This is a genomic window from Actinacidiphila sp. bgisy167 (assembly GCF_965342175.1).
In the GTDB taxonomy this organism is placed as follows: Bacteria; Actinomycetota; Actinomycetes; order Streptomycetales; family Streptomycetaceae; genus Actinacidiphila.
On record NZ_CBDRBL010000039.1, the window covers coordinates 39,532 to 54,291 of the forward strand.

General features: G+C 72.7%; 9 protein-coding genes, 3 tRNA genes and 1 pseudogene. 9 read left to right on the forward strand and 4 right to left on the reverse strand.

Going from position 1 to position 14,760, the window contains the following annotated elements:
- The first annotated feature begins 68 nt into the window (after nucleotides 1–68).
- From ACRWND_RS16885 to ACRWND_RS16905, 5 genes are all read left to right on the forward strand, one after another.
- Nucleotides 69–1,376, forward strand: a complete 1,308-nt coding sequence (locus tag ACRWND_RS16885) for a deoxyguanosinetriphosphate triphosphohydrolase (RefSeq protein WP_431950086.1) — start codon at nucleotides 69–71, stop codon at nucleotides 1,374–1,376.
- Nucleotides 1,377–1,559: 183 nt separating this feature from the next.
- Nucleotides 1,560–2,822, forward strand: coding sequence for an NAD(P)/FAD-dependent oxidoreductase (locus ACRWND_RS16890; RefSeq protein WP_431950088.1), 1,263 nt, complete (start codon nucleotides 1,560–1,562; stop codon nucleotides 2,820–2,822).
- Between the two features lie 30 nt (nucleotides 2,823–2,852).
- Nucleotides 2,853–3,296 carry a GNAT family N-acetyltransferase gene (locus ACRWND_RS16895; protein WP_431950090.1) on the forward strand — a complete coding sequence of 148 codons (444 nt, stop codon included), beginning with the start codon at nucleotides 2,853–2,855 and terminating at the stop codon, nucleotides 3,294–3,296.
- A 31-nt stretch (nucleotides 3,297–3,327) separates the two neighbouring features.
- Nucleotides 3,328–5,244 (forward strand): DNA primase, encoded by a 1,917-nt coding sequence (dnaG, locus tag ACRWND_RS16900; protein ID WP_431950092.1) that lies wholly within the window; start codon nucleotides 3,328–3,330, stop codon nucleotides 5,242–5,244.
- Nucleotides 5,245–5,360: 116 nt separating this feature from the next.
- Nucleotides 5,361–6,749, forward strand: coding sequence for an RNA polymerase sigma factor (locus tag ACRWND_RS16905; RefSeq protein ID WP_431950094.1), 1,389 nt, complete (start codon nucleotides 5,361–5,363; stop codon nucleotides 6,747–6,749).
- A 58-nt stretch (nucleotides 6,750–6,807) separates the two neighbouring features.
- Here the strand turns inward: ACRWND_RS16905 and ACRWND_RS16910 are convergent, their stop codons facing one another.
- The 4 genes from ACRWND_RS16910 to ACRWND_RS16925 all read right to left on the reverse strand — a co-directional run bounded on the left by ACRWND_RS16910 (nucleotide 6,808) and on the right by ACRWND_RS16925 (nucleotide 12,421).
- Nucleotides 6,808–8,706: an ABC transporter ATP-binding protein gene (locus ACRWND_RS16910; protein WP_431950096.1), complete on the reverse strand. Its 1,899-nt coding sequence runs from the start codon at nucleotides 8,704–8,706 to the stop codon at nucleotides 6,808–6,810.
- Between the two features lie 53 nt (nucleotides 8,707–8,759).
- The gene (locus ACRWND_RS16915) at nucleotides 8,760–10,508 is read right to left on the reverse strand and encodes an ABC transporter ATP-binding protein (RefSeq protein WP_431950098.1); all 1,749 of its coding nucleotides are present in this window, start codon (nucleotides 10,506–10,508) and stop codon (nucleotides 8,760–8,762) included.
- 69 nt (nucleotides 10,509–10,577) lie between these two features.
- The gene (locus ACRWND_RS16920; RefSeq protein WP_431950100.1) at nucleotides 10,578–12,032 is read right to left on the reverse strand and encodes an FGGY family carbohydrate kinase; all 1,455 of its coding nucleotides are present in this window, start codon (nucleotides 12,030–12,032) and stop codon (nucleotides 10,578–10,580) included.
- A gap of 89 nt (nucleotides 12,033–12,121) precedes the next feature.
- Entirely contained in the window at nucleotides 12,122–12,421 is a 300-nt protein-coding gene (locus tag ACRWND_RS16925) for a YtxH domain-containing protein (protein ID WP_431950102.1), read from the reverse strand.
- Nucleotides 12,422–12,598: 177 nt separating this feature from the next.
- Here ACRWND_RS16925 and ACRWND_RS16930 point away from each other — a divergent pair.
- The 4 genes and pseudogenes from ACRWND_RS16930 to ACRWND_RS16945 all read left to right on the forward strand — a co-directional run.
- Nucleotides 12,599–12,671 (forward strand) — tRNA-Asn (locus tag ACRWND_RS16930).
- Nucleotides 12,672–12,685: 14 nt separating this feature from the next.
- Nucleotides 12,686–12,758 (forward strand) — tRNA-Asn (locus ACRWND_RS16935).
- Between the two features lie 168 nt (nucleotides 12,759–12,926).
- Nucleotides 12,927–13,000: transfer RNA gene (locus ACRWND_RS16940), tRNA-Ile, on the forward strand.
- 1,019 nt (nucleotides 13,001–14,019) lie between these two features.
- Nucleotides 14,020–14,760, forward strand: a pseudogene (locus ACRWND_RS16945) (S8 family serine peptidase); the annotation flags it as partial.

The following is a 14,760-nucleotide window of genomic DNA, read 5'->3' on the forward strand; positions in this document are numbered from 1 at the left end:
CGGGTGCCGCCGCGCAGGCCGCCACGGTGTAGCCGCCGCTGCCCGGTCGCGCCCGCTACCGTCGCGGTATGGACGCGAACCACCCCGCGGCGGCCGACCACGCCCCCTACAGCGAAGCCGACACCGAGCGCTATGTGCCCGAGCCTGACAAGAGGCCGGGCCGCACGTCGTTCCAGCGGGACCGGGCCCGCATGCTGCACTCCGCGGGACTGCGCAGGCTGGCCGGGAAGACCCAGGTGGTGGACCCGGTCGACGACGCCCGGGCGATGGGCGTCAGCCCGCGGACACGGCTGACGCACAGCCTGGAGTGCGCGCAGGTCGGCCGGGAGCTCGGGGCGGCCCTGGGCTGCGACCCGGACCTCGTCGAGACGGCGTGCCTGGCCCACGACCTCGGCCATCCGCCCTTCGGCCACAACGGCGAGATGGTGCTCTCCGAAGTCGCCGCCGGCTGCGGCGGCTTCGAGGGCAACGCCCAGAGCCTGCGCATCCTGACCCGGCTGGAGCCCAAGCGCTTCGCCCACGCCGACGACGGCGCCCTCGTCAGCGTCGGCCTCAACCTGACCCGGGCGGCGCTGGACGCCGCGACGAAGTACCCGTGGCCGCGCGGCGGACACCCCACCGACCCCCACAGCCCGAAGTTCGGCGTGTACGAGGACGACCTGCCCGTCTTCGAGTGGCTGCGCCGCACGGCCCCCGCCGGCCGCCCGCATCTGCAGTGCTTCGAGGCACAGGTCATGGACTGGTCCGACGACGTGGCGTACTCCGTCCACGACGTCGAGGACGGGCTGCACGCGGGCCATCTGGACCCGGCGGTGCTGCGCGCCCAGCCCGAGCGCCGTGAGATCTTCGCCGTCGCCGCCGCCCGCTACGCCCCCGGGGCGGCCGAGGACGAGCTCGCCGAGGCCCTGGACCGCCTGCTGGGGATGGAGTGGTGGCCGCACGGCTACGACGGCTCCGCCATCGCCCAGGCCCGGCTGAAGGACGCCGCCTCGCAGCTGATCGGCCGCTTCTGCCTGGCCGCCGAGCGCGCCACCCGCGACGCCTACGGCACGGGCCGGCTCACCCGCTACCGCGCCCAACTGGTCGTCCCGCGCGACCAGCGCCTGGAGTGCGCCGTGCTGAAGGCGGTCGCCGACCGGTACGTCATGCAGCGCGCGGCGCAGGAGCGGCGGCGCGCCCAGCAGCGCGTGGTCATCGGGGAGCTCGCCGAGGCCCTGATGGCGCGGGCGCCGGAGGGACTGGACCCGCAGTTCCGCGGGATCTTCGACGCGGCGAAGGACGACCGGGCCCGGAAGCGGGCCGTCGTCGACCAGATCGCCTCGCTCACCGACGCCGCCGCGACGGCCCTCCACGCCCGGCTCACCGCCCCCCGGTGAGCTCCCGGGTGTGCCCGAGGTGAGCCCCCGGTGGACCCCCGCCCGCCCCCGCGAGCCGCTCGGCCCCGGCTCCCGGTCGGCGCGGCACTCTTCACGTCGGCCCCGCCGTGCGGGACGCTCACATGACTGGCATGTGCCAGAGGGAGGGGCCACAGGGCACCCGAGGACACCAGGAGGCGCACAGTGGTGGACGCAGACCACACATTCGTCATCGTCGGGGCGGGGCTCGCCGGGGCGAAGGCGGCGGAGACGCTGCGCTCCGAGGGCTTCACCGGCCGCGTGATACTGATCGGGGACGAACGCGACCACCCCTACGAGCGGCCCGCGCTCTCCAAGGGCTTCCTGCTGGGCAACGAGGACCGCGACTCGCTCTTCGTCCACCCCGCCGCCTGGTACGCCGAGCACGACGTCGAACTCCATCTCGGGCAGCCTGTCACCGGCCTGGACAGGGCCGCCAAGCGGATCATCCTCGGCGACGGCACGGTGCTCCCGTACGACAGACTGCTGCTGGCCACCGGCGCCGAGCCGCGCCGGCTGGACATCCCCGGCACCGATCTGGCGGGGGTGCACCACCTGCGCCGCCTGGCGCACGCCGAGCGGTTGAAGTACGTGCTGACCTCCCTCGGGCGCGAGAACGGCCATCTGGTCATCGCCGGGGCGGGGTGGATCGGCCTGGAGGTCGCGGCGGCCGCCCGCACCTACGGCGTCGAGGTGACGGTCGTGGAGCCGCAGCCCTGCCCGCTGTTCTCGGTGCTCGGCCCCGAACTGGGGGAGGTCTTCGCCGACCTGCACCGCGAGCACGGGGTGCGGTTCCACTTCGGCGCACGGCTCACCGAGATCACCGGCCAGGACGGCATGGTGCTGTCGGTGCTCACCGACGACGGCGAGGAGCACCCCGCCCACGGCGTGCTCGCCGCGATCGGGGCGGCTCCGCGCACGGCCCTCGCCGAGGCCTCCGGACTCGCCCTCGCCGACGACGCGGCGGGCGGGGGCATCGCGGTGGACGCGTCCCTGCGCACCTCGGACCCCGACATCTTCGCCGCCGGTGACGTGGCGAACGCCGAACACCCCCTGATGGGCGGCCGGTTGCGGGTCGAGCACTGGGCGAACGCGCTGAACGGCGGCCCGGCGGCGGCACGCGCCATGCTCGGCCGGGACGTCGTCCACGACCGGGTCCCGTACTTCTTCACCGACCAGTACGACCTGGGCATGGAGTTCTCCGGGCACGCCGCCCCCGGCACCTACGACCAGGTACTGGCCCGGGGCGACATGGGCAAGCGGCAGTTCATCGCCTTCTGGCTGCGCGAAGGCCGGGTGCTGGCCGGGATGAACGTCAACGTCTGGGACGTCACCGACACCGTCCAGAAACTGATCCGCTCCGGCCGCCGGGTCGACACCGACGCGCTGGCCGACCCGACGGTGCCGCTGGCCTCCCTGCTGGAGTGAGCGCCGGGGCGACCGCCTAGCATGACTGCCATGAAGCCCAGGACCGCCGTCGTACCCGTCGAGGAGATCTTCGATCTGCGGTGGAGGGTGCTGCGGCCGGGGCTCCCGCGGGAGTCGGCGATCTTCCTGGAGGACGGCCACCCGCTCGCCTTCCACATGGCGGCCTACGGTGGCGGCGACGAGGTCGTGGCGTGCGTCACCCTCTTCCCCGAGCAGCTGCCCGGCGATGCCGCGATCGCCTACCGGATCCGCGGCATGGCCAGCGCACCCGAGGTGCGCGGCCGCGGCTACGGCTCGGCGCTGCTGCACGCAGCCCTGGAGCAGGCCCGGCAGCGCGGGGCCGAGCTGGTGTGGTGCAACGGCCGCACCTCGGCGCGCGGCTTCTGGGAGGGGCAGGGCTTCACGGCGGTGGGCGAGGAGTTCGTGCTGGAGCCGGCCGGGCCGCACTACCTCTTCGTCGCCAAGCCGGTCTGACCCTCCGCGGCCCGCGCCGTAGAATCCTTCCGTGGCTGGGCGGATCAGGGACGAGGACGTCAAGGCGGTGCGGGACGCGGTCCCGATCGACGCCGTCGTCTCCGAGTACCTGCAGCTCAGGAGCGCGGGCGGCGGCAATCTGAAGGGGCTGTGCCCCTTCCACGACGAGAAGTCCCCGTCCTTCCACGTGAGCCCGAGCAAGGGGCTCTACCACTGCTTCGGCTGCCAGGAGGGCGGCGACACCCTCGACTTCGTGATGAAGGTCGACCACCTGTCCTTCTCCGAGGCCGTCGAGCGGCTGGCCGCCGTGGCGGGCATCACCCTGCGCTACGAGGAGGGCGGCTACACCCCGGGCCGCCAGCAGGGCGAGCGGATCCGGCTGGTCGAGGCGCACAAGGCGGCCGCGCAGTTCTACGTCGAGCAGCTCGGCGGCGCCGAGGCCGAGATCGGCCGGAAGTTCCTCGCCGAGCGCGGCTTCGACCAGGCCGCCGCCGAGCACTTCGGCGTCGGCTACGCCCCGGCGGGCTGGGACCACCTCGTCCGCTTCCTGCGGGGCAGGGGCTTCACCGACCGCGAGCTGATCGTCTCCGGGCTGGCCAGCGAGAGCCGCCGGGGCGGCGCCATCGACCGCTTCCGCGGCCGGCTCATCTGGCCCATCCGCGACATCACCGGCGAAGTGATCGGCTTCGGCGCGCGCAAGCTGCGCGAGGACGACCAGGGACCGAAGTACCTCAACACCCCCGAAACGCCGATCTACAAGAAGTCCCAGGTCCTGTACGGCATCGACCTGGCCAAGAAGGAGATCGCCCGCACCAGCCGCGCTGTGGTCGTCGAGGGCTACACCGACGTCATGGCCTGCCACCTCGCGGGCGTCACCACCGCCATCGCCACCTGCGGCACCGCTTTCGGCGGCGATCACATCAAGATCCTCCGCCGTCTGCTGATGGACAACGCGGCCGCCGAGGTCGTCTTCACCTTCGACGGTGACGAGGCCGGCCAGAAGGCCGCCCTGCGCGCCTTCGAGGACGACCAGAAGTTCGCCGCCGAGACCTCCATCGCCATCACTCCCGGCGGCATGGACCCCTGCGAACTGCGCCTGGCGGAGGGCGACGCGGCCGTGCAGCGGCTGATGGACACCCGCACTCCGCTGTTCGCCTTCGCGCTGCGGTCGGCCGTCGCGCGCTACAACCTGGACACCGCCGAGGGCCGCGCCTCCGCGCTGGAGGCCGGCGCGCCCATCGTCGCGGGCATCAAGAACGCCGCCATCCAGCACGAGTACGCGGTGCAGCTCGCCGGCATGCTCGGCATCCTCGACTCGCAGTTCGTGGTGCGCCGGGTCGCCCAGCTCGCCCGCTGGCAACGCGAACGCCGCCAGTCCGGCGGCCCGACGGGCCCCGCCGCCCCGGTCGGCCGCGGCGGTCCGCCGCAGGCCCGGCCGGAGGCCCCCGCCGGACCCGCGGCGCCGCGCGGCCCCCGGCTGGACCTGCGCAGCCCGGCACACCGCGTCGAGCGCGAGCTGCTCAAGCTGGCCCTGCAGCACCCCGGGCTGGTCTCCCCGGCCTTCGACGCCTACGGGGAGGACGAGTTCACCGCCCCGCCCTACACCGCCGTGCGCCGTGCCATCGCCGACGCGGGCGGCGCCGAGTCCGCGGACGAGGGCTACCTGGCCCGGGTGCGGGACGTCGCGCCGGACGACACGGTCCGCAGCATGGTGACCGAACTCGCCGTCGAGGCCGTGATGCACAAGGCCCCCGACATCTACGCGGGCGAGGTCCTGGTCCGGGTCCGCCTGCTCGCGGTCGACCGCCGCATCGCCGAGGTCCGGGCCTCCCTCGCCCGGCTCGGCCCCCACGCGGACGAGGCGCAGCTCTCCGCCGTCCAGGGCGAGCTGTGGGCGCTCCAGCAGTACGGCCAGCGCCTGCGTGAACAGGGCGCCGCCGCCCTCTGAGCCGGCCCGCGCGGGGCGGCCGTCGACGGGAGGGTGACCAGAAGGCCGCCCTCGGTCACAGAAAAGCCGCGCACGCCCCTCGTGGGCGCGGTGTGCCGTACGCCACACTGGGGGCGGTGCAAGAGTCCTCGGAGCGCGGGCTGCGGAGCGGTGTCGACGGTGACGCCACCGGGGTACCGCTGACGGCGAACTCCCGGACGGGCCGCGGCGAGGGCGCCGCGACCGTTCCGTCGGCGCGCGTCTCCGAATCCGTGGCCGTGCTCACCGTGGAGGTCGCTCCCGTGCACATCCGGACCCTGACGTCCCCGGCGACCCCGGCGACCCCGGCCGACGACCTGCTGGAGCGCGTGCCGGCGCAGAACCACGCGGCTGTGCACCCCGAGGCGGCGCCCGAGCCCGACATCGAGGCCGAAGCCGAGCCCGACATCGAGCCCGACATCGAGGCCGAAGCCGAGCCCGACATCGAGCCCGACATCGAGGCCGAAGCCGAGGCGCTCTCCGGCCCCGTGCCCGCTCCCGACCCGGACGCCGATCCCGACGTGTCGGATCCCGGCCCGGGCCCCTTGCGGCGGCAGCCCGGCGGTGAGGTCACCGGCCCGTCCGCCGACCTGTTCCGCCAGTACCTGCGCGAGATCGGCCGGATACCCCTGCTCACCGCCGAGGAGGAGGTCGAGCTCGCCCGCCGGGTCGAGGCCGGCCTCTTCGCCGAGGAGAAGCTGAACAGCGCCGCCGACCCCGACTCCGAACTGGCCGTCGACCTCGACCGGCTGGTCGTCCTCGGCCGGATGGCCAAGCGCCGCCTGATCGAGGCCAATCTCCGCCTGGTCGTCTCCGTCGCCAAGCGCTACGTGGGCCGCGGCCTGACCATGCTCGACCTGGTCCAGGAGGGCAACCTCGGGCTGATCCGCGCCGTGGAGAAGTTCGACTACGCCCGTGGCTTCAAGTTCTCCACGTACGCGACCTGGTGGATCCGCCAGGCCATGAGCCGCGCCCTGGCCGACCAGGCCCGCACCATCCGGGTCCCGGTCCACGTCGTGGAGCTGATCAACCGCGTCGTCCGCGTCCAGCGCCGCCTGCTGCAGGAACGCGGGTACGAGCCCACCGCCGAGGAGGTCGGCGCCCACCTGGAGATCTCCCCGGAGCGGGTGACCGAGGTGCTGCGCCTGGCGCAGGAGCCGGTGAGCCTGCACGCCCCGGTGGGCGAGGAGGACGACGTCGCCCTCGGCGACCTCATCGAGGACGGCGACGCCGCCTCGCCCATGGAGACCGCCTCCTTCCTGCTGCTGCGCGAGCACCTGGAGGCGGTGCTGTCCACCCTCGGCGAACGCGAGGGCAAGGTCGTCCAGCTGCGCTACGGCCTGGTCGACGGGCGGCCGCGCACCCTGGAGGAGATCGGCCGGATCTTCGGCGTCACCCGCGAGCGCATCCGGCAGATCGAGTCCAAGACCCTCGGCAAGCTGCGCGACCACGCCTTCGCCGACCAGCTGCGCGGCTACCTGGACTGAGCACGCGAGCCCCCGCCGGCCGGGCCGGCGGGGGCTCGCGTCGTGGCCGGGCGGGCGGTCAGTCGACCTCCGCGACCGCCTGGGCGAACTGCGCCGCGTACAGCCGGGCGTAGGCACCGCCCTTGGCCAGCAGCTCCTCGTGCGCGCCCTGCTCGACGATGGCGCCGCTCTCCATCACCAGGATGACGTCGGCGTCGCGGATCGTGGACAGGCGGTGCGCGATGACGAAACTGGTCCGGCCGTGGCTGAGCTGCGCCATGGCCCGCTGGATCAGTACCTCGGTGCGGGTGTCGACCGAGCTGGTGGCCTCGTCGAGGACGAGGATCACCGGGTCCGACAGGAACGCCCGCGCGATGGTGATCAGCTGCTTCTCGCCGGCGCTGACACCTGTGCCCTCGTCGTCGATGACGGTGTCGTAGCCGTCCGGCAGGGTGCGGATGAAGCGGTCCGCGTGCGCGGCGCGCGCGGCCTCCTCGATCTGCTCGCGGGTGGCCCCCTCCGTTCCGTACGCGATGTTCTCCGCGATCGTGCCGCCGAACAGCCAGGTGTCCTGCAGCACCATGCCGATACCGGAGCGCAGTTCCTCCCGCGGCATGGCCGCGATGTCGGTGCCGTCGAGGGTGATCCGCCCGCCGGTGACCTCGTAGAAGCGCATGAGCAGGTTGACCAGGGTGGTCTTGCCCGCGCCCGTGGGGCCGACGATGGCCACGGTGTGGCCCGGTTCGACGGCCAGCGACAGGTCCTCGATGAGCGGCTTGTCCGGCTCGTAGCGGAACGCCACGTCCTCGAAGCGGACCTCGCCGCGCCGCTCCCCGCGCGGGCCGAGGGACTTCGGCTCCGGGCTCTGCTCCTGCGCGTCGAGCAGTTCGAAGACGCGCTCGGCGGAGGCGACCCCGGACTGCACCAGGTTCGACATGCTCGCCACCTGGGTCAGCGGCTGGCTGAACTGCCGGCTGTACTGGATGAAGGCCTGGACGTCGCCGATGGACAGCGCGCCGCTCGCCACCCGCAGCCCGCCCACCACGGCGACCAGGATGTAGTTGACGTTTCCGATGAACATCATCGCGGGCTGGATGACGCCCGAGATGAACTGCGCCCGGAAGCCCGACTGGTAGAGCGCCTCGTTCTGCTCGCGGAACGCCTGCGCGGACTCCTCCTGGCGGCCGAAGACCTTCACCAGGGTGTGCCCGGTGTACATCTCCTCGATGTGGGCGTTGAGCCTGCCCGTCGTCGCCCATTGCCGCACGAACTGCGGCTGGGCGCGCTTGCCCACCGCGGTGGCGACGAACACCGACAGCGGCACGGTGACCAGCGCCACCAGCGCCAGCAGCCAGGAGATCGAGAACATCATCACCAGCACGCCCACGATCGACAGCAGCGCGAAGATGATCTGCCCCATCGTCTGCTGCAGCGTCTGGCCTATGTTGTCGATGTCGTTGGTGGCCCGGCTCAGCACCTCGCCGCGCGGCTGCCGGTCGAAGTACGACAGCGGCAGCCGGGCCAGCTTCTCCTCGACGTCCTGGCGCAGCCGGAACACGGTGCGCTGGATGACCGTCGTCGCGAGCCGGCCCTGGACGATCGCGAAGACCGCCGCGGCCACGTAGATCGCGAGGGCGGTCAGCAGCACGTGGGCCACGGCGTCGAAGTCGATCCCGGCGCCCGGGGTGAAGTCGGCGGACTGCAGCAGGTCGGCGAGGGTGCCGCTGCCCTGCTGCCGCAGGTGCTCGATCGCCTGGGCCTTGTCGGTGCCGGCGGGCAGCGAGCGACCGAGGACCCCGGCGAAGATCAGGTCGGTGGCCTTGCCGAGCACCTTCGGCCCGATGACGTTGAGGGCGACGCCCACCGTCGTGCAGGCCAGCATGGCGACGACCAGGGCGCCTTCGGGACGCATCAGCCCCAGCAGCCGCTTGCCGGAGCCCTTGAAGTCCATGGACCGCTCGGTGGGCTGGCCGTTCATGAAACGCATCGGACCCGCCGCGGGTCCTGGCCCCCTCCGGGGCGCGGGGACGCTCATGCCGCCTCCTGCTCGGTGAGCTGGGAGAGCACGATCTCCCGGTACGTGGGACTGCTGTCCATCAGTTCGAGGTGGGTGCCGGTGCCCACCACACGGCCCTCGTCGAGGACCACGATCCGGTCGGCGTCGCGGATGGTGCTGACCCGCTGCGCGACGATCACGACCGTCGCGTCCGCCGTCTCCCGGGCCAGCGCCCGGCGCAGCGCGGCGTCGGTGGCGTAGTCCAGCGCGGAGAAGGAGTCGTCGAAGAGGTAGATCGAGGGCCTGCGCACCAGGGCCCGCGCGATGGCGAGGCGCTGGCGCTGGCCGCCGGAGACGTTGGTGCCGCCCTGGGCGATCGGGGCGTCCAGTCCGGAGCCGCCGCCCTCCTCGGCGAGCCGCTCCACGAAGTCCCGGGCCTGCGCGATCTCCAGGGCGTGCCAGAGGTCCTCGTCGGTGGCCTCGGGGTTGCCGTAGCGCAGGTTGGAGGCGACCGTCCCGGAGAACAGGTACGGCTTCTGCGGGACCAGGGCGACCGTCTCGGCGAGGTGCACCGGGTCCAGTTCGCGGACGTCGGTGCCGTCGATCAGCACCTGGCCCCCGGTGGCGTCGAACAGGCGCGGCACCAGGCCCAGCAGGGTCGTCTTGCCGCTGCCGGTCGAGCCGATCACCGCCGTGGTCTCACCGGGCCGGGCGAGCAGGTCGACGCCGCGCAGCACTTCCGCCTCGGCTCCCGGGTAGGCGAAGTCCGCGGCGCGCAGTTCCAGCTCGCCGCGCCGCGCCGGCAGCCGTACCGGCGCGGTGGGCGGGGTGACGCTGGGGTCGGTGCCCAGCACCTCCTCGATGCGCTCGGCGCAGACCTCGGCGCGCGGCACCATCATCACCATGAAGGTGGCCATCATGATCGACATCAGGATCTGCATCAGATAGCTGATGAAGGCGGTCAGCGCGCCGATCTGCATGCCGCCGCTGTCGATGCGGTGGGCGCCGAACCACAGCACGGCCACGCTCGTGATGTTCACCACGGCCATCGCGACCGGGAACAGCAGCGTCATCGTCCGCCCGGCGCGCAGCGCGACGTCCGTCAGGTCGTCGTTGGCCCGGCGGAAGCGTTCCTGCTCGAAGTCGTCCTTGACGAAGGCACGGATGACCCTGATGCCGGTGATCTGCTCGCGCAGCACCCGGTTCACCGCGTCCAGCTTCGTCTGCATGGAACGGAAGAGCGGACGCAGCCTGCGCACCAGCAGCAGCACCAGCACGCCCAGCACCGGCACCACCGCGAGCAGCAGCGAGGACAGCGGCACGTCCTGGCCGAGCGCCATGATGATCCCGCCGAAGCACATGATCGGCGCCGAGACCATCAGCGTGAAGGTCATCAGCACCAGCATCTGCACCTGCTGGACGTCGTTGGTCGTCCGGGTGATCAGCGAGGGCGCGCCGAACTGTCCGACCTCGCGTGTGGAGAAGCGCTGCACCCGGTCGAAGACGGAGGCGCGGATGTCCCGGCCGACGGCCATCGAGGTGCGGGCCCCGTGGTAGACGGCGCCCACCGAGCAGGCGAGCTGGACCAGGGTCACGGCGAGCATGATGCCGCCGGTCCGGAAGATGTAGCCGGTGTCCCCCTTCACCACCCCCTCGTCGATGATGTCGGCGTTCAGGGTGGGCAGGTAGAGCATGGCGAGGGTGGCCACGAGCTGCAGCACGACGAGCGCGTACACGGCGCGCCGGTAGGGCAGCAGATGGGGGCGGAGCAGACGGATCAGCACAACGGGCGAGCATATAGTCCGATGGTTGCCCCAGGCATATGATTTACCGGCTCATGGCCGACCCCAGGCTCAACCTGGGAAAGCCGCCGGATGCGTCTGCTCACGCACCGCGATGTACTGCTGCCGCACCGAGTGCCCGATCGGCCCGTCGTCCGGCCCGGGATCGACGACGGTGAAGTCCGCGGGATGCCACTGCGGCGGCTGGTCAGGCCCGGCCGTGCCGTTCACCACACCCAGCGACCACGCAGCCTGCCGCGCCGCGCCAAGCGCCGCGTACTCGCCCGGCGGCGGCACCACGATCCTGGCGCCCAGCAGGGCCGGGGCCATGGCCCGTACGGCGGGCAGATCACCCGCGGGGCCCAGCAGGAAGATCCGGCGCACCTCCACCCCGCGCCCCCGCAGCACGTCCAGCGCGTCCGCCAGCCCGCACAGCATCCCCTCGAACGCCGCTCGCGCCAGGTGCTCGGGCTTCATGCTCTCGCGCCGCAGCCCGTGCAGCGTCCCCGCGGTGTGCGGGAGGTCCGGCGTGCGCTCGCCCTCCAGGTACGGCAGCAGCACCAGGCCGTACGAACCCGGCGTGGAGCGCATCGCCAGCTCCGACAGGCCGGCCAGGTCGGTGCCGAGCAGCTCGGCGGTGCCGCGCAGCACCCGCACGGCGTTGCGGGTGTGCACCACCGGCAGATGGCGGCCGGTCGCGTCGGCGAAGGAGGTGATGGTGCCGGTCGGGTCGCTCAGCGCGTGGTGGTGCACCGCGAAGACCGTCCCGGCCGTGCCCAGCGACACCACCGCGTCGCCGGGCCCCACGCCCAGACCGAGCGCGGCCGCCATGTTGTCCCCGGTGCCGGCCGAGATCAGCAGCCCCTCCGGGGTCCGGCCGGCCGCCTCGGCGGGGGCCAGCACCTCGGGCAGCTGCACCGGGTGGCCGAGGGCCAGCTCCACGATGTCCGTGCGCCACCGGCCCGCCGCCGCCGACCAGTAGCCCGTGCCCGAGGCGTCGCCGCGGTCCGTCGTACGCCGTGACGGGCGGCCCATCAGCTGCCAGACCAGCCAGTCGTGCGGCAGCAGCACCTGGGCGGTGCGCTGCGCCGAGGCCGGTTCGTGCCGGGCGAGCCAGCGCAGCTTCGCCACCGGGTACGCGGCCTGCGGCACCGCCCCGACCGCCTCCGCCCAGGCGCCGGGCCCGCCCAGCTCCGCGGTCAGGTCGGCGGCCTGGATCTGCGCCCGCTTGTCGTTCCACAGCAGTGCGGGCCGCACCAGCGCCCCGCCGGCGTCCAGCGCCAGCACCCCGTGCTGCTGCCCTGAGACACCGATGGCCTCCACGCCCTCGAGCATCCCGCCCTTGGCCGCCTCCCCCAGCGACAGCAGCCACGCCTCGGGGTCGATCTCGGTCGGCAGGGCGCCGCCCTCACCGCCCGGCAGGGGGTGCGGGGCATGCGTCTGACGGAGCACGGCTCCGCTGCCGGTGTCGCACACGACCACCGTCGTGCCGGTGCCCGAGCTGTCGATGCCCGCCACAATCGCCATGCGGGCATCATGCCGCACCCGGCGCGGAGGGCGGAAAACCGGGCGTCCGCACCGAAGCCCGCCCGCGCCGGACCGGGGCCGGATCGAGGTCAGGTGTTGCTGGTGCCCCAGTCGTCCTCGACGGCCGAGCCGTTGCCGCGCACCCGGCGCAGCCGCTCCGTGACCGCGTGTGGCAGCCGGTCCCCGACCTTGGCGGTCACCGCGTCCACGGCCTTGACGGCCGCCCCGCGCCCCGCCTGCCCCGCGGACTCCACGGAGTTCCGCACCGCCGGGTTCTGCGCGAGGCGCTGGGCGCTCTTGCGCAGCTGCTCGTACCGGTCGCGGCCGGCCCGCGCCCCGAGCACGTAACCGACGGCGACCCCGCTGATGAACGTCAGCCGGTAGCGCATGGCTCCACCCTCTCCTCGTCTCGGGGCTGTGCTCCGCGCCTACCCGTGGTGGCCTGCGGACAACCACGCAGATACCGGTTGGCGGAGCACCCCCCACCTTGCGCTAATGTATGTGTCGCAGCGAGCGCACGCCGTCCGGGATGCCGGAAACGGGTGCATTCGGTGCAAGCGGAGCGATCCCCTGTAGCTCAATTGGCAGAGCAGCCGGCTGTTAACCGGCAGGTTACTGGTTCGAGTCCAGTCGGGGGAGCTCGCGCTCCTCTATCCCCTGTAGCTCAATTGGCAGAGCAGCCGGCTGTTAACCGGCAGGTTACTGGTTCGAGTCCAGTCGGGGGAGCAGCGGTCAAGGGCCCCCGCGGGGGCCCTTTTTCGTACCCCGGGGAACCGATCGCGTGGCGCGCGGCGTCCACCGGGTGGTGCGAATGCCACCCGCGAGGGCGACAGATCGTATGAGCAGCTATGCTGCGGCAGACGGCGTGCACGAGATGGTGACGGCACGCCGTACGGGGCGGTAGCTCAGCCGGTTAGAGCAGCGGACTCATAATCCGTCGGTCGTGGGTTCGAGTCCCACCCGCCCCACCGGAGCACGACGAGGTCGCCGCCCTCGGATCCGGGACGATCGGCCACCGGCGTCCCGAGGATCCGGGGCCGCCTCCCCGAGGGCGGCCTGCTCACCCGGCGTGGCGGCGCGATGCGCCGGAGCGTGGCCTGACGGCCCGCACGGCGGCCGCACACCATCAAGACACCGCCGACTCGCGTCCGCCGCTCCCGGGGCGGTTGTCGCCGGACACGTACCCCGGTGCGCAACCGTCCCCCTCCCCGCCGACTGCCGGCCCTACGGGTGCCCGGTCCGAACCGTCGGTCAGTTCGCCGTGCGGAGCGCCCGGATGGCGTCCGAGCCGTCCGCGCGCACGCACAGCGCGTGAACCGGCCGCAAGCGGCCGGCTCGGCGTCGCGCCCGGCCAGGCGGTGGCCGGTTGTCGCTCGCCCGGATCGGCACACAACTCCCGCCGCGAATATGAGAGTTCAGTGGCGAACGGAATGCGCCGGGAGGGTGTTGGGAGTCGTGTCCACGCGTGTTCCGGGCGGACCTGGCGGCAAACGGCGCACATCAGCGGTGGTTGTTCTCGCGGAGACCGCAAAACCGGTCCGGGGTTCAGTGAGAACGGTGGAGCGGCCCCCGGTTGCGGCGCCTGCGATGAGGGCGCGGTCGCTTGCGGCGGGGCAGGTTTGCGGACGAAGCCGCGGGCAGGACGGACCGGGCTGCGTCCCTGCTCGCGGGGCCGTTCGCGGCAGCACCTGTGTGCGGTTCGCGGAGTCGGAGTGAAGTGCCGCGTCGACGCACGCCGTTCGCGACGCGTGTGGGGCGATATCCGAATTTTGGAACACATCTGGCACTGTTGCGGAACTGTAAATTCTCGGCGTGATCACATCGGGCGCTTCCCCGCACTTCCCCCCTTTCGGCACGCCCGGCGCCGTCCATTTACGCCGTAGGGGCGCTGTTTCCCGAACGCCCAACTTGTGCTGCCTGTAAAGAACTCCGCCTTCTGTTGCACAGTGGTCGAACTCTCAGCACCGACAACGTGAACAGGAAGCCCATGTCCTTCGACCACATACGCGGGAAGGGGCGCGTGGTCCGAGTCGCCCTCGCGGCGGGCCTGGTGGCCGCGCTGACGACGACCGGAATCTCGGCCTCCAGCGCATTCGCCGACACCGCCGGCGACCCGGCGGACGCGGCGGTGAAGACCGCTCACGACAAGCTCGGAGCGGCCGACGCCAGACTGCTCGCCGAGGCCAAGGCCGGCGGCGACAAGACCGTCACCTTCATGATCGCCACCGAGAAGGGCTCCACCGAGCAGATCTCGGACGCGCTCGACGCCCTCAAGGGCGCGTCGGTGGACCGGACCTACGACAGCCTCGGCTACGTCCGCGCCACGGTCCCCATCGGCACGGCGGACGCGGCGATCGCGGCGGCGCAGAAGCTGACGTCGGTGCAGGCGATCGACCTCAAGCAGGAGATCGTCCTCGACGACCCGTCCCCGGCGCCCGGCGGCGGCAAGGGCTCCCCGGCGGGCCCGGGTCACGGTCCGGGTCACGGCCCCGGCCAGGGCCCCGGCCACGGCTCCACCACGTACCCCGGTCCCGATGCGAAGACCCCGGCGAAGAACCCCTACCAGCCCGCCTTCGAGACGGGCGCGGTGGACTTCGTCAAGGACCACCCGAAGGCCGACGGCCGCGGCATCACCATCGGCGTCCTCGACTCGGGCGTCGACCTCGGCCACCCGGCGCTTCAGAAGACCAGCACCGGCGAGCGCAAGATCGTCGACTGGGTCACCAGC